Here is a 21,690-nt window from a genome sequence, read left to right on the forward strand (position 1 = left end):
ATCTTAAAGAAAACCTGAACCAATGGAAAGCCATATTGTAAAAATCCTGGCCGTTACCCCCGTAACACACAACGTCCGTCAATTCACCGTGGAAAAGCCCGCCGGATATACCTTTGTACCCGGTCAGGCTACAGAAGTAGCCGTTAATAAACCCGGATGGGAAGAAGAAAGACGCCCCTTTACCTTTACCAGTCTCACCGAATGGGATCACCTGGAATTCACGATCAAGAGCTACGACGACCATAACAGCGTTACCCGCGAACTCGGACACCTGAAAGCCGGCGATCAACTTATCCTGCACGATGTATGGGGGACCATTCAGTATAAAGGAGAAGGCACCTTCATCGCCGGCGGCGCAGGCGTTACCCCTTTCATCGCCATCCTGCGTGACCTGCAGCACAAAGGCCAACTGGGCAGCAACCAGCTGATCTGCTCTAATAAAACCCTGTCGGATATTATTCTGAAAGATGAATTTGAAGCCATGCTGAGCAACCGCTTTATTAATACGCTGACAGCACAGGAAGTGCCGGGCTACGACCACCACACCATCGATGAAAGCTACCTGAAAGAGAAGATCAGTGATTTCAACCAGCATTTCTATATCTGTGGCCCCGATCCTATGGTACAGCAGTTGAAAGCCATCCTGGTAAAACTGGCCGGAAACGATGCCCTGGTAACGGTAGAAATATAGCCCGCCGTTTTCACCGGCGATTTCCTGCTTTTTACCGGTAAGGGTACTTTATTAGCCTAAACCCTGTTTCCAATAACAGTGCGCCGTTCTACATTTGTATCATAAATAGTAAAACAAATGAAAAACGAGGATATCGAAGCATCAAAAAGAAAAGGCCGCTTTATAGGCGGTGCAGTTTTCATCATCGTTGGTGCCTGCCTGTTATTGCAACGCCTGGATCTTAATCTGCCCCACTGGCTGTTCTCCTGGCAAATGATCCTGATCGCTATCGGTATCGTTGTAGGGGCAAAACATAAATTCAGGTTCGGGGGATGGATTGTGATGGTCCTGGTAGGCGGAATTTTCATGGCAAACGAAATACTCGAGCTGCCATACGCCACCGCCCAGTTTATATGGCCGGTATTGCTGATCCTGGTAGGTGTGGTGCTGATCTTTAAAAAGAGTTATCACGGTACGGACTGGACATTCAAAAAACACGCCTTCGGCTCCAGCCAGGAATTTGCCAGTGGCGAGGATACGCTGAGTGCCAACGCTATCTTTGGCAGTGTGAATAAAATGGTGATGTCTAAAAACTTTAAAGGAGGCGATGTAAGCGCTGTCTTTGGAGGCGCCGTTATCAACTTCATGAATGCAGATGTCAATGGCACCGCTGTGATGGATGTTTCAGCCATTTTCGGTGGTTGTGAAATCATTGTACCGGCCCACTGGAAAGTTCAGGTGGATATTGATGTTGTGCTCGGCGGGGTGGAAGACAAACGTCACACCGGCATGATGTCTAACGGATCCATTGAGAAACTGCTGGTCCTGAAAGGATCCTGCGTATTCGGTGGTGTAGAAATAAAAAGTTACTGATCATAAAACATCCATATCTCTCAACCTGTATTCTATCTTCTCCAACTTTTAAATTTTAATTTTATGCATTGGTTTGTTGCGAAAGTTGTATACCAGATCATCTGCGGTGAAGGCAATCATACCCCGCAATTTGATGAACAATTAAGATTAATCAGCGCTGTTACCAAGAAAGACGCCTGCGATAAAGCCCGCGAAATTGGTATGCAGGAACAATATGCTTTTAAAAATCAACAACAGGAACTGGTACAATGGAAGTTCATCAACGTACCGGAAGTATATACCCTGGATCAGCTGACAGACGGCATGGAACTGTACTCCCGCATTGAAGAACCGGGAGACCCCAATTCCTACATCGCCTGGTTGCAGATGAAATCTGCCCAGTTACAGGGACAACAATACTTTGAGCTTAACGTATAACTGATAAATCACCTTCTTTGGTAAAACAAATGATTAAAGGTAACGCCTGGTGGGCTTTCCTCGCATCCTTCGCCATCTGGATGTTCCTTTATGGCGGGCTGCTGTGGTACTGGTTCGACCTTCCCATTTGGCTATCGGCCACAGACAGTGCAGTGCACGTTATACTCCTGGGGGCCGCCGGTATTGTAATAAGCCATAACGTGGCTTACTACCGCCCGGCAGACGGCACCATGAAGTTTGGCTACGTAGCCATAGTAAGCTTTGCCCTGTCTGTTTTGTGGGTATGCCTGAGCCGCTGGATACTGGTATCCGCATTTCCCGCTGATCCGCTGTATCTCAATTGGCTGAACAACGCCATCCCCGTTCACGCCATCGTAGGGTGCATGCTGATTGCAGGTATCGGCTTCAGAAGCCAGATGTGGTACGATGCGGAAGAACAACAGGAATACCGCCAGCGCCAGGAAGCTACGGAAAAGATAGTGAGAGAAGCAGAGCTCTTTAAACTGCGGCAGCAACTGCAGCCGCATTTCCTGTTTAACAGCCTCAACTCCATCAACGCACTCATCATGCTGCGGCCAAAAGAAGCTCGCGAGATGGTATTGAAGCTCTCCGATTTTTTAAGAGGGTCATTGAAGCGCGAGGATGATCAATGGATCACACTAGCCGACGAACTAAACTATTTGCAGCTGTACCTGGATATAGAGAAAGTGCGTTTCGGGCATCGTTTAACCACCAACGTTATCCCTTACGAAGAAGCGGATAAAATGATGATGCCGCCAATGCTGCTGCAGCCCGTAGTAGAAAATGCAATTAAATTCGGACTATACGATACCACCGGTGATATCACCATCAGCATAAGGTCATGGTTGCAGGATAACATGTTGTATATCGCCATACAAAATCCGTTCGACAACGAACTGCAACAGCCAAACAAAGGAACCGGTTTCGGCTTAACTTCCATACAACGCAGGCTGTACCTGCTGTTTGCACGGCAAGACCTGCTGGAAACCACCGCCATTGACAATATTTTTACTACCATTATTAAAGTACCACAATCGCATGATAAAAGCAGTATTAATTGATGATGAACCATTGGCCCGTGAAGTGGTGAAGGAATACCTGTTAAGCTTCCCGCAAATAGAAGTGGTGCAGGAATGCAATGATGGGTTTGAAGGACTAAAGGCCATACAACAGCATCAGCCGGATATCATCTTCCTGGATATACAGATGCCAAAGATCACCGGTTTTGAAATGCTGGAACTCGTGGAAAATATGCCCGCAGTGATCTTTACCACGGCCTTTGAAGAACATGCCATCAGGGCCTTTGAAGTACATGCGGTCGACTATCTGCTGAAACCTTTTTCCAGCGATCGCTTTGATAAGGCCGTACAAAAATGGCTGGATCATTTTCAAACACCCGCCGCCACCAACACAGAAGCCCTGCTGGAAACCGCCGCCACCACCCCTTTGCAAAGCAACCGCGTGGTAATAAAGATTAACGGTAAAATTAAAATTATCCCGGTACAGGATATCCACTACCTGGAAGCAGCAGACGACTACGTAAAAATAGTAACTCAGGAAGGCAGCTTCCTGAAAAATAAAACCATGTCGTTCTTCGAAAAAATGCTGGACCCGCAACAATTCACACGGGTACACCGCTCTTACATACTCAACGTAAACCAGGTAACCCGTATAGACCCCTACGAAAAAGAAAACCACCTGGCCATTCTCCGCAGTGGCGCGAGGGTATTGGTGAGCAAAACCGGTTACCCGCGACTGAAGGCGGCGCTGGGATTGTAGCGTAATCAGCGAGAAAGACAAAACTCGCTACAATCCAGCAAACAACCGATCCAGCTTTGCTTTGGGAAGAATTTTCTGCACCTGTATGCCTGTAGCAATCACGCGGCCATTGCAAACGGCCTCGTAGCTGCAGGTGATTTCGTGGTGTTGTATTCCGGTGATCACTGCGGTGAAGTCCACCTGGCTGCCGGCTAAAGCGGGGGAGAAGTGTTCCACGGTAAGGCGGGTGCCAATGCCTTCTTCTTGTGCTTCCTTCATTTCCATCACAAACAGGCGGCAACACCATTCTGCATCCCGCGCCAGTGCGAAGGTGGCGTATACGGGATGAACATGGCCGCTGTCAAAAGAGGCACAGTCTTCCTGCCGCACGGTGCGGCTGAAATGTTTGGTATCACCGGGTTTGAATAACGGAAGCATACTTTTTAAATTTTATTGCACTACCAGTACCGGGATCTTTACCTGGTGTCTTACCTGGTTAGCTGTTTCACCATACAGCCAGTCTTTAAAGCCCCTGTGGCCGTGGCCGCCCAATACCAGGAAGTCTGCTTTTTCTTCGTGTACGATGCGGGCAATTTCACGTGCGCGCCTGCGGAAGCCGAGCACGCCTCTGGCGCTGATGTTGCGGCTTTTCAGCAGCGCAATGTAGGTGTCCAGCTGTTCCTGGTCGCGGCGTGTTTCCAGGTCGTCCGACTCTTTTCCAAAGTATTTGGCGGAAGCGCTTTCCACGATATGAATGAGGATATATTGCGTGTGTTCGTTACCGTGAGCGATAGCGTTGGTTACAATATCTTTATCGCGTTGCGAAAAATCGAGGGCCATGGCAATACACTGATAGGTGGGCTTTTCCATTTCTCCCAGTGTAACCTGGGTAGTATGGATGCCTGCCGCAGCATCTTCGCGGTAACGGCGGCGCAGCGGGTATACAATGGTGATAAGTAGCAACACCACGAAGCCGAGGCAGCCGGCCATAATTAATCCGTCTACAAAAATATTCCCGGTACCAGACATATAATCAAAGGCTTCTGATAATACCATCCGCATATTAAGGTACACCAATAAACTGGTGACCAGCCAGCTGAAAATTTTGGTAACAGGTTTAATGGCAAACGTGCCCATCGTTTTTTTATCGCTTACAAAATGGATAAGGGGGATGATGGCAAAGCCCAGTTGCAGGCTGAGCAATACCTGGCTGAACACCAGGAGCGCACCTACTTCTTCGTCGCCGGCAATAAGGATTACCAGCAGGGCAGGGATGATGGCCAGCAGCCGGGTGATCAATCGCCGCAGCCAGGGGTTGATACGCAGGCGAAGATAGCCTTCCATTACAATTTGCCCGGCCAGGGTGCCGGTTACTGTGGAACTCTGACCGGCCGCAATCAATGCCACGGCAAACAGGATGGGAGCCAGTTTGCTTCCCAGCAGCTGATCCAGCAGGCGGTGTGCATCCTGGATCTCCGCCACATCTGTTCTGCCACTTTTGAAAAATACGGCGGCAGCAAGGATCAGGATAGCAGCATTTACCAGGAACGCCAGGTTCAGTGCAATGGTGCTGTCGATAAAGTTCATTTTAATGGCCTGCCTGATACCCGCATCATCCCTTTTTATTTTCCGTGTTTGTACCAGTGCCGAATGGAGGTACAAGTTGTGCGGCATTACGGTGGCGCCGATAATACCGATGGCAATATACAACGCGGTGTTATCGGGGATGCCGGGGATAAAGCCCCGTATTACTTCATGCATTTGCGGCTTCACGAGGATCAGCTCCACGAGGAAAGAAGCGCCCACAATGGCAACGAGACTGATAATAAATCCTTCCATTTTGCGGATGCCATAACGTTGCAATATGAGGAGCAGAAAAGTGTCGAGTACGGTTAAGCTTACGCCCCATACAAGTGGCAGCCCCGTCAGCAGTTGAATACCAATGGCCATCCCCAGTACTTCTGCCAGGTCGGTAGCTGCTATGGCGATTTCCGCCAGCACATATAAGATGAAATTCACTACCGGCGGATAGGTTTCCCGGTTAGCCTGTGCCAGGTCGCGGCCGCGCACAATGCCCAGCCGGGCACTCAGGCTTTGCAGCAGCAGGGCCATGAGGTTACTCATGAGTAATACCCACAATAATTTGTAGCCGTATTGGCTGCCGCCGGCCAGATCGGTGGCCCAGTTGCCAGGGTCCATATAACCAACGCTTACGAGATAGGCGGGGCCGAAGAAGGCGAAGATCTTTTTCCACCTGGATTTTCCACTCGTTTCTACACTCTGATGTACCTCACTTAACGATGCTGATGAATGTGTATGCTCGATGCTCATAGTATATTGCTGATAATTAAACGGGTCTGACCATAATGTTTTTTGCAACCTGTTCACTGATGGTGATGGCCGGTTGTCCTTTTACTTTTATTTCAATAGAATTGTCGTACTCGTAATGCGCCACTATTTCCAGCTGAGTACCCAGCTTAATCCCTTTGGCGTTGAGAAAGGCCAGCAGCGCGGTAGATTGATCTGATACGGCTGTTACCACCAGCCGTTTGGCGTTGGCCTGATCCAGCGAAGTTTGGGGGCGAGGTTTTGCCAGTTTGCCATTGGCGTCGGGAATCGGGTCGCCGTGCGGGTCTATCACGGGATTGCCCAGGAATTCGCTGAGCCGGTTGGTGAGCTTTTCACTGCGCACATGTTCCAGTTCTTCCGCCAGCTCATGCACTTCTTCCCAGCTGAAGGAGAGCTTATCTACCAGGAAACACTCCCACAGGCGGTGTCGCCGCACAATTTGCAGGGCTGCTTTCCTGCCGTCTGCCGACAGCGTGATGCCTTTGTACTTTTCATATTCAATCAGCTTTTTCTCTTTCAGCTTCTTGGCCATGTCTGTTACCGATGCAGGCTTGGTTTCCAGTTCATAAGCCAGCGCGTTGGTGGTTACAACAGCGTCGCCTTCCTGCAGCTTATATATCGACTTAATATGGTTTTCCTCTGCGATAGATAAATTCATGCTATCTAAAATATTATTTAGACAAATCTAAATAATAATTCTGAACATTTCTCTATCCGGTATGTTTTTTGATTTTTAACGCGCACATATAAAAATTATATCTAACTTTTCGCCCAGAATTAACTTTTCTAATGAAGCGTTTCCTTTTATTATTACTGGCAATCGGAGTTTTAGCGGCCTGCAAATCGAAGAAGAAATCAGGCAGCGGCACTGAGCCCATGACATTTGAAGACTTCCAGGCATTGTTTACACCTGGTACCCTGCCATACCGGCTTACACCGGATACGCTCCAACTGAAACAACCGGATTCACTGCGACTGGATACAGCCGCCATGCGGTTTTTAACAGATACGCTGACGAAAGGTGATTTCGGTAAAAACGAACCGGTGAAATATTTCCCGCTGCAGCGGATTCCCGGCAACACTGTGAACTATATGACTATAAAAGCTGCCGGCAGGTCACAATCGGTAGGTTATCTCTGCTTCCTGGATAAAAAAGGCAAGTATCTCAACCGGATCCGTGTAGCCAACACAGGTAGTGCGGACGGTACGGTTACCTCCCTGCTGATAGACAGTAAAAATGTAGTGAAGATCAGCAGCGAAACAAAATTGTCGGGCAGCCGGAGCGCATTGAAAGAAGATTTTTACATGGTGAATCCTGATGGATCGGTAACACTTATCATGACTAACTCCAACGGACCTACGAACGCCGGCCAGATCTTCAACCCGATTGATACATTACCCCGCAAACACAAATTTTCCGGCGATTATACAGCCGGCGACATGAGCATTGTATCCATCAGGGATGGTGATGATCCAAAATCCTTCCAGTTCTTCATCACCTTCTCAAAAGATAACGGTAACTGCAAGGGAGAACTGAGCGGCCGGGGACATTATATTGGTGGCAACCGGGGCGAATACAAAGACAAGGAATCTTCCTGTGGTATCGCCTTCCAGTTCACCGGCAACCGGGTGAATATCCGCGAAATAGGCGGCTGCGGCGCTTATCGCGGCATCAAATGCTTCTTTGAAGGCGGCTTCGCGAAGAAGGCGGAGAAGAAGAAAAAGAAATAACGCGGATGTTGTCTTTCTCGCTGATTATACTGATTCGTTTGATTTTACTTTTTTGATTTTATAAAGGATTTTTAAAAAGATTTGGGAAGATATAAGCGAATAGATTTGCTTGTATCTTCCCAAATCTTTTTAGGAATCTTTTAAAAAAATCCAAAAAATCCAATGAACAAAAATCAAGCAAATCAGTATAATCGGCGTAATCAGTGCCCAAGACAATTTAAAATCGCCGAAGGCGATCCCCGCGTTTTTTTAAAAAATATTTGGTAGAATAAAAATAGTTTATACCTTTGCGATCCAATCGAACGAAAGGGACGATAGGAAAGAAACAAAAGAGGGAGCTTAGCTCAGCTGGTTCAGAGCATCTGCCTTACAAGCAGAGGGTCACTGGTTCGAATCCAGTAGCTCCCACACAATAGTAATTTGACATATTTCCAAAGATCTTAAAGAGGGAGCTTAGCTCAGCTGGTTCAGAGCATCTGCCTTACAAGCAGAGGGTCACTGGTTCGAATCCAGTAGCTCCCACACTACACCTACCTCCAAAAGATCTTTACGGGAGCTTAGCTCAGCTGGTTCAGAGCATCTGCCTTACAAGCAGAGGGTCACTGGTTCGAATCCAGTAGCTCCCACACTACACACAAATAAAAAGGTCCTGCAGCAATGCGGGACCTTTTTGCGTTTAGCCACTAAGGACTGTAATAGTTATTTCTTAAATATCCGTTTTACCGCTTTACCCAGTTTATTCAGGTTGGCAATTTGTTCCTGTATAGGCGCCAGCGTCAGATCTTCCGATTGAAGGCCCGCTTCCAGTGAATCAAACTCTCTTTGCTCCGGGTACAGCAGGATTACATTATTGTCCTTAAAATGCCGCTCTAATTTAGCAGGAATACCATCCATATATGCATGATAGGAGAGCGTGCTTTTACGCGCGGTAACCACCACTACCAGGTCGTCCCGGGTAATTTCCCTGGAAAGAACCAGAAAGTCCTCGATGGTATCAAACTGGCGGAAACCCAGGTCCACGCTCATCTTCGTTTGCTCTGCAAAAGCGGTGGTGATCGTTTGTGTTTTTTCATTACAGAAAACCAGCAACCTGGCGCCTGCCTGTTTGGCCAGCATAAACATTTTCTGCATGTAATGCAGGAAGCCCAGCTCGTATTCAGCGTTGGGCGGCATCACCAGCACCATTTTTTTGGTGGTATTCAGCGGTGAGTGGAAGTTGCACACATACACGGTTTCCCATACCCGCTGTAACACGTTATCGAGGGTGGTACCAAAGATGTTGCCCAGCCAACGGTCGGTGGTACTTGTTTTATCCGTCCAGCCCAATATCACATCGCTGATCAGCAGTTCCTTAGTGGCACGCGTAATGCCATCGGAAACGTTGAGGTCTATGCGGGTCACCACCTGCACGTCACTTTCCGTGGCAGCGGCATGTATCACCGCTTTTTCCAGCATCTTGTTGGTGAGATGGATCTTCTCTTTCGCCTCTTCATTATCCTGAACTACCGCCAACGGGTAAATAGGAGTAGGGGCGTTACTGTCTTTGATCATTACTGCAAAGTCAAGCAGGGCCTCAATACGGTCGGGGTTGGAAACCGGCACCAGTATGCGCTCTGGCTGATCGTCCACTTCCGGTTTGCCTTCAGCTTCCTGTATGGCCAGCCGGCGGCCGGCATTTTCGGTTACAAAAGAGCCCACCAGGCAGGTAATGAGAATGAGTATCACGGTGCCATTCAGCACATGTTCATCTACGATATGCATGTTGTACCCAATCAGTATTACCGCAATGGTAGCAGCGGCGTGCGCGCTGCTGAGTCCAAAGATCACTTTGCGCTGGTTGGCGCTGTACTTGAAAACCAGTTGTGTAAACAAGGCGGCCAGCCATTTGCTGCTAAGCGCCATCAGGGTAAGCGCGCCGGCAATGATCAGGGCTTCAGGGCCTTTCAGTAATACCCGCAAATCTACCAGCATACCTACGCTGATGAGGAAAAACGGGATGAAAATAGCGTTGCCCACAAACTCAATCCGGTTCATCAGCGGGGAAGTATGTGGGATCAGCTGGTTAAGCGCAAGCCCCGCCAGGAAGGCGCCGATAATACCTTCTACGCCGGCCAGCTCGGCCAGGAATGCGGATGCAAATACCAGCGCCAGCACAAAAATGAAATGTGAAGTTTTATCGTCTTTAATCTTTTTAAAAAACCACCGGCCAAGCATAGGCATCAGCCAGAGGATGATGGCGGCAAAAATGGCCAGTGAAATGCCAAGCCGCACCCAGAAATAAGTATTCAGGTTGCCGGCCTGCGCACCGGTGATCACGGCCAGTATCAGCAACACCGCAGTGTCGGTGATAATGGTACCACCCACGGCTACGGTAACGGCCTCGTTTTTTGTAATACCCAGCCGGCTTGCCAGCGGATATGCCACCAGCGTATGAGTAGCAAACATGCTGGATACCAGCAGGGTAGCCATGAAGTTAAATTGCAGTACATAGGTGCATACCACAAACCCCATTGTAAGAGGAATAAAGAAGGTAAAAGCGCCGAAAACCATGCTGCGGTAGCGGTTCTTACGGAATTCTGTCATGTCCAGCTCCAACCCCGCGAGAAACATAATATACAATAGCCCGGCTTTGGCAAAGAGGTCAATACTGTCTTTCTGTATAATTTTAAAACCATGATCGCCGATCAGCATACCGGCAATAATCAGCCCTATGATACTCGGTATCCGCAGTTTACGTAACAGGATGGGCGCCAGCAATATTATAAACAACACCAGCGAAAAGATAGGCACCGGATCTTTCAGCGGTAAATTTGTATTCATCAATAAAACCAGTCCGTTCATCATAACCATTTTTTAAATTCGGAAGTATCCTGAAATCAACAGATCTCTGCTAAATATGGATAAATTAACGAATAATCCATGTAATTTTGCATAAAGCTTTTATTAAAGATGAGCGATCGTACAAGTACAAAAGGATTACCGGAGGAAGAGGTAGATGTGCTGGTGGCGGAAGATGAACAGTTTCCGTTCAGCCTGGTAGTCTGGAATGATGAGGTGAATACATTCGACTGGGTCATTGCTTCACTGATGGAGGTATGTGGTCACACGCATGAACAGGCAGAGCAGTGCGCGCTGATCATTCATTTTAATGGAAAGTATGCCGTAAAACAGGGAGAATACCTGAAACTGCGTCCCCTGTGTGAAGCCCTGCAGGAGAGAGGACTAAGCGTTACTATTGAAGAAATGGCAGGCAGCTGATTCCTGATATGTCCGTTTTCCGTCTTAACAAACAACTGATTTTCCCCCCTGTTCAGCTTTCGGAGCCGGACGGACTACTCGCCGTGGGCGGTGATCTGTCGGTAGAAAGATTGCTGCTCGCTTACCGTTCCGGGATCTTTCCCTGGTACGATGAACCGCCTATCCAATGGTGGAGCCCTGATCCCCGCTTCGTATTATTTCCGGATGAATTAAAGGTATCCGCCAGCATGAAACAGGTACTGCGCAAAAAACAGTTCCGGATTACCTTCAATGAAGATTTTGCAGGCGTAATTGCCCGGTGCAGCAGCATTCCCAGGGAGGGGCAAACCGGTACCTGGATCACGCCCGAAATGCAGGAAGCCTATATCCGGCTGCACCACGCCGGCTACGCGATGTCGGTGGAGTGCTGGCAAAACGACGAACTGGTGGGCGGTCTTTATGGTGTTAAAACAGGTCCCTTCTTTTTTGGCGAGTCGATGTTTGCCACTGTGAGCAACGCCTCCAAAGCAGCTTTTATCACCTTTGTGCAAACTTATGCACACGAACTGGAAATGATCGACTGCCAGGTGCATACCGACCACCTGGCCTCGCTGGGCGCAGGTTTTATTACCCGCGAGGAATTTCTGGAGATCATTGGTTTTTCGTAACTTACCTATCTTCTTTTTAACTCCTAAATGTAATCCACGATGAAAAAGCTATCGCTGCTGTTTGCTATTGCAGTCTTTTCTGCTGTTACCGCATTCCAGCCTGTAACCAGCGCCAGGGAAGACAGGTCCCTTCTGCTCAATCAACTGCAACAAACAAAGGAACAGCTCCTCAAAGATGTGCAGGGACTTACCGATGCACAGCTGGAATATAAGCCCGCCGCCGATCGCTGGTCAGTGATTGAGTGCGTGGAGCATATTACCCTGATTGAAAAAGCAATTATGGAAGGGGAACAACACCTCATACAACAACCTGCCAATCCTGAAAGAAAAAAGGATATTAAAGCCACCGACGAACAGATTATTAAGAATGTGGAAGACCGCAGCCATAAAGTAAAGGCGCCCGAATATGGTGTTCCAAAACACACTTATTCCTCTAATGCAGAAACCATAAAAGCTTTTACAGACCAGCGGGATAAACTGATTGAATATGTCACCAACACAAAAGATGCGTTGCGGGATCATATTATGGATCACCCGGCACTGGGACCAGTAGATGCTTACCAGTTACTATTGCTGGATGCGGCGCATACTAACCGGCACACACAACAGCTGGAAGAAGTAAAAGCTGATCCCGGTTTTCCGAAGTAATATAGCCATCCCTGCTGTTGGCATGGTATAATCATTGCCGGTGCACATGTATCTGTTTATACTGAAATACAAAAGTATGAATCTGAGACCGCGCACCGACATTACTGAACCCGAAAGGAAAATTGGCATGAGGCTGATCATAGGCGACGGGCTGGCGGCGGAAGCCATGATCACACTCACCGGCGGCGCCTTCCTGATTGCAATGGCACTGCTCATGGGCGCCAATAATCTGCAGATAGGATTGTTGTCTGCCTTACCCACTTTCACCAACGTGTTTCAATTAATATCCATTTGGCTGGTGCGGCGCACCAACAACCGGAGAATGGTAACAGTGCTGTGTTCCCTGCTGGCAAGGATACCGCTGTTACTGATAGGCGCTATTCCTCTGATGTTCCCGCAAACAGGCAATATCAATTTCCTCATCTTCTTTCTTTTCTTTTTCTACTTCTTTGGCTCTATCGCCGGTCCCAGCTGGAACGCCTGGATAAAAGACCTTATCCCGGAACAGATCATGGGCACCTATTTTGCCAAACGAAGCAGCTATACGCAGGGACTAAACGTAGTACTGAGCCTGGCAGCCGCTTTTGGCGTGGATTATATCCGCAGGCATTACCCTGCATATGAACTTACTACCTATTACTGTATGTTTATTGCTGCCGGTGTTGCCGGCATCGCGGGGGCTTTTATATTGGCAGGAGCGCCGGAACCACAGTCGTATATGGACAAGGAAAATTTTTTCAAATTATTGCTGCGCCCGTTGCGCGACAATAATTTTCTCCGGCTGCTCGTTTTCAATTCAGCCTGGGTGTTTGCCCTGAATATTGCCACACCTTTTTTTACGGTATTCATGATGCAGGGGATGCATTTGTCCCTGTCTGTTATCACTATATTGCTGATGGTAAGCCAGCTCACAGGAGTATTTACTTTCCGGATGTGGGGCGTGTTTGCAGACAGGTACAGCAATAAAACCATCCTGGCCATCAGCGGTCCGTTATATATTTTTTGCGTGATCGGGTGGTGTTTTGTTGGAATTTATTCGGAGATGTATGCTAATATAATCCTGCTGGTGCTCATCCATATTTTCACTGGTATTGCCAATGCAGGTATCAATCTCTCGTTAACCAATATCGGGCTTAAACTGGCCCCGGTAAAGGATGCGGTGGTATACTTATCCGCCAGGAACATCATTACCGCCGTTTTTTCCGCCCTGGCGCCGCTGGTTGGTGGTATCCTGGCCGACTTTTTTGAGTCAAGACATATACAGATTGATGCAACATTCACGGGTCCACACAAATCAAAGGTGCTGCACCTGCTGGCCCTGCATCAATGGAATTTCCTGTTCCTCATTAGCGCCATCCTGTCGTTGATATCACTGGAACTGCTGCTGCTGGTGCAGGAAAAGGGAGAAGTGGGCAAAAGTATAGTCGTACGCATTATGCGCAGCAGTATTAAAAATAACCTGAAAGATTATTACCTGATCGGCAACCTGATTTCGTGGCATGACCATTTCCGCGGATTTTTACTCCGCAGAAAATCCGGTTAGCGCAGATCCCAGTCGATCAGCTGATTGTGCCATTCCTGGCGGAAAGGAGTCGTTACTTTGATGTAATTATCGGTGTAACCTTCCATCATACCATCTTTTCCCAGCGATTCAAACAGCACCTTCCTGGTTTGATGCAGGTGTTGCTCATTAAAGTATTGCTGTTTTTTGTGGCTGAGGTTACGCAGCATTTTATTGCGTTCGTTCCGGATATGCACAGGTACTACCGGTTTAATATCCAGCGCACCAGTGTTGGCGCGTTCTGAGTAGGTAAATACGTGCAGATAAGATACATCCAGTTCATGCAGAAAGTCGTACGTTTCACGGAAATGCGCATCGCTTTCAGACGGGAAGCCTACGATCACATCTACACCGATGGCGCAATGTGGCATAAATTGTTTGATCAGCGCTACTTTCTCTGCATACAACTCACGGCGGTAACGGCGGCGCATCAGGCCAAGGATCTCATTACTGCCGCTTTGCAGTGGAATATGGAAATGAGGCATAAACCTGCGGCTGTTGGCCACAAATTCAATGATCTCGTTAGTGAGCAGGTTAGGTTCTATAGAAGAAATGCGATACCGGGAAATACCTTCTACTTTATCCAGCTCCTGTGCCAGTTCAAAAAAGGTTTCTTCCCTTTTCTTGCCGCCTTCAAAGCCTTTTCCAAAATCACCCAGGTTTACACCCGTGAGCACAATTTCCTTTACGCCGGTAGCGGCCAGGTCGTGCGCATGTTTTACTACATTGGCAACACTGTCGCTGCGGCTTTTGCCCCGCGCCATTGGAATGGTGCAAAAGGCACAGGTATAATCACAGCCATCCTGTACTTTCAGGAAGGTGCGGGTACGGTCGTTAAGAGAATAGGAAGCATGAAAACTATTCACCTCTTCAATATCGCAGGAGCAGATTTTAGCGCTGTCGCCTTTGGTGAGCGTTTTCAGGTGTTCGGCGATGTTGAACTTTTCAGCGGCGCCGAGTACCAGGTCCACCCCTTCAATAGAAGCAATTTCCTCAGGTTTCAGCTGGGCATAGCAGCCGGTGATTACTACCATGCTGCCGGGTGCGCGGCGCTGTATGCGGCGCACCAGCATACGGCACTCTTTATCAGCATTATCTGTTACAGAGCAGGTGTTGATTACATACACATCCGCTGTTCCGTCAAAATCCGTTTTTACAAACCCATCCTGTTCCAGCAACCTGCTTATTGAGGAGGTTTCTGAGAAATTCAGCTTACAGCCGAGAGTATGAAATGCTACTGTTTTTACCTGTTCCATAAAGGGAGGCAAAGGTAGGAACTTTTTATGTCATAGTTAGGTAAGGAATTTTTGACTATTTTGCGCGGCGTTCTATTGTTTTATGAAATCAATGCAAAAATACCTGCCCGTCTTCCTGTTATCCATCTTACTGCTTGCCGGCTGGCAGCAGAAGTGGTGGAAAAGCGCGCCCGCAGCTCCTTCCCCAGGCAGCCGCCCTGTAGTGGTTCGCAATAACTCCAGCAGTCCCGCTATCGCCAATGAGGTAATTAACAGGCATGCCCATCTTGAATATACCAAACATGCCATTTGTCGGATGGATTGCCGTCAGGTGACAACCGCAGAAGTGGAGGAGATCCTGGCGGAAGGCAAGATCAATGCGGAAAAGTCTAACCCGGAAGACCGCCCCTGCCCAACGTATGCCCTGGAAGGTTATTCCAGTGAAGGTCAGCACCTGCGGATCGTTTTTGCGCCCTGCGATTCACAGCACGCCAAAGTAATTACCTGCATCGACCTGGATAAGGACTGGGTCTGCCACTGCGATTAAATCGGCCACCGGTTCGGTGTAATTAGTAATTTTCTTCGTAGTTTTCCGCCATATTAAACCTTTCGAGGCGTTTATGAATTTTTTACTGAAACCGTTGCGTGTTATTTATGTGATATACGCCGCCGCTACTTTCCTGGGCATCATGTTCCTGATACTGCCCCCCATTTTCCTGGCCTCTTTACTGGGCCGGCAAAAAGGAGGTAACATCATATTTTATTTCCTGCGCTTCTGGGCACATACCTGGTTTCCGCTGGTAGGCATGTGGGTTACCCGCAAATATTTATGCGAACGCGACAATGAACCCTGCATCTATGTGGTAAACCACCGCTCTTATCTTGATGCAGCCATCGCCGTAAAAGTAATGCGCCTCCCTTTCCGCCCGCTGGGAAAAGTAGAAATGTCTAAAATTCCTTTCTTCGGTTTTATCTATAAAAATTCAGTAGTACCGGTGGACCGTTCCAGCGCAGCCGCCAGGGCCCGCAGCGTACGGGAAATGATGACCGCCCTCAAAGCAGGTATTTCCATCCTCGTGTTCCCGGAAGGCACCACCAACGATACCGATCAGCCATTACGCCCCTTTCATAACGGTGCATTCCGTATGGCCATCGAATTGCAAAAAACAATCAAACCGGTGCTCTACCTCGATGCAGGCCACCGCTTACCACATAAAGGACCTATGCACATCTCCCCCGGCAAATGCCGCGTGGTATTCCTGCCACCAATACCCGTAACAGGAATGACACTCGATGATATCAACACCCTCAAACAACAGGTGTTTGATGCAATGGACACCGAATTACGCAAGTATCACAAATATCCAACCCTGCAGCCAATAGGATGAAGTACGCAGACGTAATATTGCCATTGGCGTTACCAAAAAATTATACTTACGCGGTTCCCGAAAATATGTCCACCCTCAAGGTAGGAAGCCGGGTAGCCGTTCAGCTAGGGAAACAAAAGAAGTACGCCGGTATTGTGAAAGCCATTCACGAACAGGCCCCCCTGTATAAAACCAAGCCGCTGCTGGATATGCTGGATGCAGAACCTATCGTGTATCCCACACAGTTAGCCTTCTGGACATGGGTGGCCGCTTACTATATGTGTACGGAAGGGGAAGTGCTGAATGCCGCCCTGCCAGCCCATCTCAAGCTGTCCAGCGAAACACTCCTGCTCTTCAACGATGCCTTCGGTGACGACTTCACTTCCCTCAACGATGATGAATACCTCATCGCGGAAGCCCTCCTCATCCGCAAGGAACTGCGCATCGAAGAAGTACAGCTGATTCTCGATAAATCAGAAGTTTACTCTGTTATCAAATCCCTGATAGAGAAAAAAGTATTGCTGGTATATGAAGAACTGAAAGAAGTATACCGCGAGAAACAGGAGAATTATGTGCAGCTGCATGCGGACTACCAGGAAGAAGAACAACTGGCCGCATTGTTCAACGATATGGGCCGCGCACCCAAGCAAATGGAGCTGCTGCTCGCTTATCTCCACCTGCTCAAAACACAGGGCGTGGTACTGCAGAAAGAACTGCTGAAAAAATCCGGCGCCACCACCGCCCAGTTAAAAGGACTGGTAGATAAAAATATCCTTTGGATAGAAAAACGCACGGTAGACCGGATTCCTACCGGTAAGGTAGATACACAGATCGATTTTGACCTGAGCCCTGCACAGGAAGCTGCCTTCGCAGAAGTACAAACACACTTCAAAGATAAACAGGTAACCCTGCTTCACGGCGTTACCTCCAGTGGTAAAACACAGGTATACGTGAAGATGATGGAAGAATGCCTGGCTGCGGGCAAACAGGTGCTGTATCTGTTGCCCGAAATAGGACTCACAGCGCAGATCATCCGCCGCCTGCAGAAGCATTTCGGCACCAGCATTGGTATCTATCACTCCCGGTTCAATAACAACGAACGCGTGGAAATATGGAACAAGGTGAAAACAGGGGAGCTGCAAATCATACTGGGCGCCCGTTCCAGCCTGTTGCTGCCCTTCCGCGACCTGGGCCTTATTATCCTCGATGAAGAGCACGATGCCTCCTATAAACAACAGGACCCGGCTCCCCGTTACCATGCAAGGGATGCCGCTATTTATTATGCCGGCCTCTTTAAGGCCAAAGTGCTCCTCGGCTCCGCCACACCTTCCCTGGAATCGTATTTTAACGCCCAACAGGGAAAATATGGGCTTGTTGAACTGAAAGAACGCTTCGGTGGTGTAGAAATGCCGGTGATAGAAATAGTGGATATCAAAAAAGAAATGGCGGAAAAAACAATGGACGGCCATTTTACCTCCGCCCTGAAAGCAGCCATCACACAAACTATCGCCGATGGTAAACAGGTGATCCTGTTCCAGAACCGCCGTGGTTATGCACCTTTCCTGCTATGTACTACCTGCGGATGGATCCCGCATTGCAAACAATGCGATGTTTCCCTCACCTATCATAAAAACCAGGATAAACTGCACTGCCACTATTGCGGCACCAGGTACCCATACGTACATACCTGCGCAGCCTGCGGCTCGCAAACCATTGAACCCAAAAGCTTTGGTACCGAGAAAATAGAAGACGACCTCCAGGTGGCCTTCCCGGAAGCTCGTATCGCCCGTATGGACGTGGATACGGTGAGGAACAAAGACAGCCACAATAAAATCATCCAGCTGCTGGAGGATCGCAGTATAGATATACTCGTAGGCACGCAGATGGTGGTAAAAGGGCTGGACTTTGAAAACGTGAACCTGGTAGGCATCCTCAGCGCCGACAACCTCCTGGGCTTCCCCGATTTCAGGGTGAATGAAAGGGCCTTCCAGATGATGGAACAGGTAAGCGGCCGTGCCGGCCGTAAAAACGGGCTGGGAAAAGTATTGATCCAGGCCAGCAACACCCGGCACCCGGTATTGCACTATGTAATGGCGCACGACTATAAAGGCATGTTTGAAGCAGAAATCGCTGAACGGCAGGTATTTGGTTACCCACCCTTTTTCCGTTTACTGAAGCTTACTATCCGGCATAAAAACCAGCAAACAGCTGAACAGGCGGCGCAGATCCTGGCCAGCTGGCTGCAGCCGCATATCGGTGCACAACTGGTAGGACCAGCAGCTCCGCTGGTAGCAAGGGTACGTAATAATTATTTACAGGAAATGCTGATCAAACTGCCACGTGAAGCCAGGCTGATCACTCATATCAAAAGGGTATTACAGGAATTTATTATTCAGCTGAAAACGGAAAAAAGGTTCCGTTCGGTAGTGATCATACCGGATGTAGACGGCGTATAAAATTATTCTTTCACCAGTATCAGGTCCTGCTGCTGGAGTGTATGGATCCTTTCCAGCAATTGACCGAATACCGCTTTACTGCTTCCGGAGAAATCAGTCTGTTTGTACCACTCCAGTACAAAAATGCGCAGCTGGTTGCCGTCCTGTTCACACCGCATTTTAAAACCCAGCGCAGGATCGGCTCCTTTATCACTTATTTCTGCCGAAAAATCTCCCTTATTCGCTACTTTATAACCCGCCGGCACCGGAACAATCACGCGTTTTTCCTGGTAATAGGGAAATGTGATCTGCACAGGAAGATCGCCCGGCGGAAGCGGGATGTCAACCGGCATATTACCACCCAGTAAAGGACCCACGTGGATAACAATGCTGTTGTTTTTATTTTCTACCGAAGATGTGGTAAGCAACGTACTGTTCAGCAATACAGGTTTATCCAGGGAGCGGTTATTAAACACTTCGTTTTCTGCTTTCACTTCCGTGGGTTTCCTGATACCAGGTTCAAAAGGAAGGATGGCATTGTATACCTGCAGCCTGCCATCCGGCGTACTGCCGGTACCGCCAAAAGCTGTTTTCAGATTGGATGCGGGATAACCACCAAAAGATTGCTTCACCTCCCAGGTAGGATCTGTTACTGACCGGAGCGTGGCCTCGGTGGTAATGTTACTGAGTGTGTATGGCGGCGCCGGCGTTTGAATAAAATCGGTCAGCACCTTGCTCTCCCCCGCCACCAGCGTATCACGGCAGCGCAGCGCAGGAATGCCGGTCCATAACGACGGGTAACACGGAAAGCGTGTATTCATTTCCGTTGGCGCCAGCGCCTGTTGCAATCCCGGGAAATACAGTAGTACATTGGTTGGCAGCTGCCGGTATACCAGCTGGCTGTCCATCAGCAAACTGTCGCGTGAAGTAGTAAATAATATCTGCGTGGGAATATTCAGCATATAATACACCGCATTCAGCAAACGGGTAAAGCCTGCTTTTTCTGCCTGCTTATTACGGATGATGGAAATGATATCCACCGTTTCACCGGTTTCAGAAGGCTCTACCAGCCGGTAATTAGATTTTATAAATTGTTCTACCAGGTAGATCATCTGCGGAACAGGAATCCGTTGTTTCAGGAAAGGCCATTTCTGCAGTTCTTTTTCCAGTTGTTTATATTCTGCTTTTGATACCGCCACAAAAGGGATATAATTATCTTCCCCAAACTTCTGCCACGTCATGTGTACTGTATCTTTTCCTTCTATTGCCTGCTTCAATCCGAAATCAATCCGCTTTAGTTGTGGCAGGTAAAAATACAGGTCGCTGCTGGGCAGGGCCGGCATATTTTGCATATTCAGCTGGTAGTAGTGGTTGGTATCCGTAATACTGTCCTTCAGTGCTGGCAAACCGGTGCTGGGCTTCACTACAAAATCCAAAGTTTTGGGCGCTATCAGTACAAAGCTAAGCTGGTCGCACGGGATACCGGATTGCAGGTAATCGGTGCCTGCATAATCGTACTGCACTTTCAGGCTCAGCTCATATTCAATTTCACAGCCGGCTTCCAGTACGAGGTTGTTGGCTACTATTGCTTTCCGCTCGCGATCCATTTCAATCATCCGTACCTGCTCGTTGAGACTGGTCACGCTGCCGCCCGGATGTATTACGCGGATGCGCAGGCCACGCAACGCTTCGCTGGGCTCCATCGACATTACCAGGCGGGTGAGGCTGTCGGCTGCACGCTGGGTGTTGACTTTTATATTTTTGTAGAGTGTTTTATAGTGGGAAGTGGCTTGTGCTTTATCACGCGGACTAACATTAAAATCCCTGACCATTCTGTAATCCACGATCGTGTAAGGAGCATCGGTAGCTGGAGTGGTATGCAGCTGTGGATTGTCTTTCCATATTTCAGGAAAGTAGCTGTTTACCTGCGCCTGCATAGATAGCGGCAGTATTGCAATAACTGCAACAGCCAGAAGAAGGACCCATTTTTTCATACGGGTTAAAGATAAGACTCAAATTCCGGATTTTCACGACTCGCCCATGCTCTGGATAGCATCTGATTCAAAGATGCTCACACCTTCATCATTCTCTTTTGCTGCTATGATCATGGCATTGGCAACGGTTGCCGCTTTGATGCCCCGGTATTTTTTCCATCTTCCCTGTAATAAAAAATAAAAAAGCTGGATAAGATATCTGCTGATCCATTCGCCTAACCTGAATTCTTTCCGCTGCCCGATCAGTACCGAAGGACGGAAGATATTAACACTGTGGAAACCCACCTGTTGAATGGCTTCTTCGGTTGCTCCTTTGGTACGCAGATAAAAGTTGCGCGAGTGCGGATTGGCGCCAATGGACGACATCAGGAGGAATTGTGTGACGCCTTGTTGTTTGGCGATCCTGGCGCATTTTACAGGAATACCGTAATCCACCGCCCTGAAATTTTCCTGGCTGCCGGCTTTTTTGATGGTGGTACCGATACAGCAAAAAAGAACATCTCCCTGTAGCGCTGCCGCCAGGCTCTCATCCGATTCAAAGTCTGCAATAATGCTTTCCAGTTTCGGCCGGTCATGGGCCCAGGGCTGCCGGACCAGCACCTTTACTTTGCTGAATGCCGGGTCATGCAGCAGGGCCGCCACCAGGTGGGTGCCTGTGAGTCCTGTTGCGCCTATTACAATCGCCGTTTTATTCATGAAACTGGATTTATGATTTCTAAATGATTT

At 48.5% G+C, this 21,690-nt stretch carries 20 protein-coding genes and 3 tRNA genes; 16 read left to right on the plus strand and 7 right to left on the minus strand.

What is annotated here, in order from left to right:
* The first annotated feature begins 22 nt into the window (after nucleotides 1–22).
* The 5 genes from QFZ51_RS09500 (at nucleotide 23) to QFZ51_RS09520 (ending at nucleotide 3,760) form a co-directional block, all read left to right on the plus strand.
* Entirely contained in the window at nucleotides 23–691 is a 669-nt protein-coding gene (locus tag QFZ51_RS09500; protein WP_429045353.1) for an FAD-binding oxidoreductase, read from the plus strand.
* 117 nt (nucleotides 692–808) lie between these two features.
* Nucleotides 809–1,543 carry a LiaF transmembrane domain-containing protein gene (locus QFZ51_RS09505; RefSeq protein ID WP_429045355.1) on the plus strand — a complete coding sequence of 245 codons (735 nt, stop codon included), beginning with the start codon at nucleotides 809–811 and terminating at the stop codon, nucleotides 1,541–1,543.
* Nucleotides 1,544–1,606: 63 nt separating this feature from the next.
* Nucleotides 1,607–1,960, plus strand: coding sequence for a DUF4288 domain-containing protein (locus tag QFZ51_RS09510; RefSeq protein WP_079469030.1), 354 nt, complete (start codon nucleotides 1,607–1,609; stop codon nucleotides 1,958–1,960).
* A gap of 29 nt (nucleotides 1,961–1,989) precedes the next feature.
* Entirely contained in the window at nucleotides 1,990–3,042 is a 1,053-nt protein-coding gene (locus tag QFZ51_RS09515; RefSeq protein ID WP_429045357.1) for a sensor histidine kinase, read from the plus strand.
* Nucleotides 3,020–3,760, plus strand: a complete 741-nt coding sequence (locus tag QFZ51_RS09520; RefSeq protein ID WP_429045359.1) for a LytR/AlgR family response regulator transcription factor — start codon at nucleotides 3,020–3,022, stop codon at nucleotides 3,758–3,760. Before QFZ51_RS09515 ends, QFZ51_RS09520 begins: the two co-directional genes overlap by 23 nt.
* 27 nt (nucleotides 3,761–3,787) lie before the next feature.
* Here QFZ51_RS09520 and QFZ51_RS09525 read toward each other — a convergent pair whose 3' ends face one another.
* The 3 genes from QFZ51_RS09525 to QFZ51_RS09535 are packed head-to-tail and all read right to left on the minus strand — an operon-like array spanning nucleotide 3,788 to nucleotide 6,746.
* A complete protein-coding gene (locus QFZ51_RS09525) occupies nucleotides 3,788–4,177 on the minus strand; it encodes a thioesterase family protein (protein WP_429045361.1) in 390 nt (129 codons plus the stop codon).
* Between the two features lie 12 nt (nucleotides 4,178–4,189).
* Nucleotides 4,190–6,070 (minus strand): Nramp family divalent metal transporter, encoded by a 1,881-nt coding sequence (locus tag QFZ51_RS09530; protein ID WP_429045363.1) that lies wholly within the window; start codon nucleotides 6,068–6,070, stop codon nucleotides 4,190–4,192.
* A 16-nt stretch (nucleotides 6,071–6,086) separates the two neighbouring features.
* Nucleotides 6,087–6,746 carry a metal-dependent transcriptional regulator gene (locus QFZ51_RS09535; protein WP_370909687.1) on the minus strand — a complete coding sequence of 220 codons (660 nt, stop codon included), beginning with the start codon at nucleotides 6,744–6,746 and terminating at the stop codon, nucleotides 6,087–6,089.
* 131 nt (nucleotides 6,747–6,877) lie between these two features.
* Between QFZ51_RS09535 and QFZ51_RS09540 the strand changes: the two genes are divergently transcribed.
* From QFZ51_RS09540 to QFZ51_RS09555, 4 genes are all read left to right on the plus strand, one after another.
* Nucleotides 6,878–7,819, plus strand: coding sequence for a hypothetical protein (locus QFZ51_RS09540; protein WP_429045365.1), 942 nt, complete (start codon nucleotides 6,878–6,880; stop codon nucleotides 7,817–7,819).
* A gap of 333 nt (nucleotides 7,820–8,152) precedes the next feature.
* Nucleotides 8,153–8,227, plus strand: a tRNA-Val gene (locus QFZ51_RS09545).
* A gap of 39 nt (nucleotides 8,228–8,266) precedes the next feature.
* Nucleotides 8,267–8,341 (plus strand) — tRNA-Val (locus QFZ51_RS09550).
* A gap of 29 nt (nucleotides 8,342–8,370) precedes the next feature.
* Nucleotides 8,371–8,445 (plus strand) — tRNA-Val (locus QFZ51_RS09555).
* A 73-nt stretch (nucleotides 8,446–8,518) separates the two neighbouring features.
* On the opposite strand, the gene QFZ51_RS09560 is transcribed toward QFZ51_RS09555, so the two are convergent.
* A complete protein-coding gene (locus tag QFZ51_RS09560) occupies nucleotides 8,519–10,663 on the minus strand; it encodes a cation:proton antiporter (RefSeq protein ID WP_429045366.1) in 2,145 nt (714 codons plus the stop codon).
* 105 nt (nucleotides 10,664–10,768) lie between these two features.
* Here QFZ51_RS09560 and QFZ51_RS09565 point away from each other — a divergent pair, with 105 nt between their 5' ends.
* From QFZ51_RS09565 to QFZ51_RS09580, 4 genes are all read left to right on the plus strand, one after another.
* Nucleotides 10,769–11,077 (plus strand): ATP-dependent Clp protease adaptor ClpS, encoded by a 309-nt coding sequence (locus QFZ51_RS09565; protein WP_079469023.1) that lies wholly within the window; start codon nucleotides 10,769–10,771, stop codon nucleotides 11,075–11,077.
* Nucleotides 11,078–11,085: 8 nt separating this feature from the next.
* Complete coding sequence (gene aat, locus QFZ51_RS09570) at nucleotides 11,086–11,724, plus strand: leucyl/phenylalanyl-tRNA--protein transferase (RefSeq protein ID WP_370909690.1); 639 nt, start codon at nucleotides 11,086–11,088, stop codon at nucleotides 11,722–11,724.
* Between the two features lie 39 nt (nucleotides 11,725–11,763).
* A complete protein-coding gene (locus QFZ51_RS09575; RefSeq protein WP_429045369.1) occupies nucleotides 11,764–12,372 on the plus strand; it encodes a DinB family protein in 609 nt (202 codons plus the stop codon).
* A gap of 76 nt (nucleotides 12,373–12,448) precedes the next feature.
* On the plus strand, nucleotides 12,449–13,915 hold the full coding sequence (locus QFZ51_RS09580; protein ID WP_429045371.1) for an MFS transporter: 1,467 nt from the start codon (nucleotides 12,449–12,451) through the stop codon (nucleotides 13,913–13,915).
* On the opposite strand, the gene mtaB is transcribed toward QFZ51_RS09580, so the two are convergent.
* Complete coding sequence (gene mtaB / locus QFZ51_RS09585) at nucleotides 13,912–15,189, minus strand: tRNA (N(6)-L-threonylcarbamoyladenosine(37)-C(2))-methylthiotransferase MtaB (protein ID WP_429045373.1); 1,278 nt, start codon at nucleotides 15,187–15,189, stop codon at nucleotides 13,912–13,914. The two genes, QFZ51_RS09580 and mtaB, sit on opposite strands and share 4 nt — an antisense overlap.
* A gap of 82 nt (nucleotides 15,190–15,271) precedes the next feature.
* On the opposite strand from mtaB, the gene QFZ51_RS09590 reads away from it, so the two are divergent.
* The 3 genes from QFZ51_RS09590 (at nucleotide 15,272) to priA (ending at nucleotide 18,991) form a co-directional block, all read left to right on the plus strand.
* Complete coding sequence (locus tag QFZ51_RS09590; RefSeq protein ID WP_429045375.1) at nucleotides 15,272–15,715, plus strand: DUF4258 domain-containing protein; 444 nt, start codon at nucleotides 15,272–15,274, stop codon at nucleotides 15,713–15,715.
* A gap of 73 nt (nucleotides 15,716–15,788) precedes the next feature.
* Nucleotides 15,789–16,556 (plus strand): lysophospholipid acyltransferase family protein, encoded by a 768-nt coding sequence (locus QFZ51_RS09595; protein ID WP_429045376.1) that lies wholly within the window; start codon nucleotides 15,789–15,791, stop codon nucleotides 16,554–16,556.
* Nucleotides 16,553–18,991 carry a replication restart helicase PriA gene (priA, locus tag QFZ51_RS09600; RefSeq protein ID WP_429045378.1) on the plus strand — a complete coding sequence of 813 codons (2,439 nt, stop codon included), beginning with the start codon at nucleotides 16,553–16,555 and terminating at the stop codon, nucleotides 18,989–18,991. Before QFZ51_RS09595 ends, priA begins: the two co-directional genes overlap by 4 nt.
* 2 nt (nucleotides 18,992–18,993) lie before the next feature.
* On the opposite strand, the gene QFZ51_RS09605 is transcribed toward priA, so the two are convergent.
* Both QFZ51_RS09605 and QFZ51_RS09610 read right to left on the minus strand, forming a co-directional pair.
* Nucleotides 18,994–20,964: a hypothetical protein gene (locus tag QFZ51_RS09605; protein WP_429045380.1), complete on the minus strand. Its 1,971-nt coding sequence runs from the start codon at nucleotides 20,962–20,964 to the stop codon at nucleotides 18,994–18,996.
* 33 nt (nucleotides 20,965–20,997) lie between these two features.
* Complete coding sequence (locus QFZ51_RS09610) at nucleotides 20,998–21,660, minus strand: oxidoreductase (protein ID WP_429045382.1); 663 nt, start codon at nucleotides 21,658–21,660, stop codon at nucleotides 20,998–21,000.
* Between the last annotated feature and the right edge of the window lie 30 nt (nucleotides 21,661–21,690).

It is taken from the genome of Chitinophaga sp. W3I9 (assembly GCF_050434025.1).
Lineage (GTDB): Bacteria > Bacteroidota > Bacteroidia > Chitinophagales > Chitinophagaceae > Chitinophaga.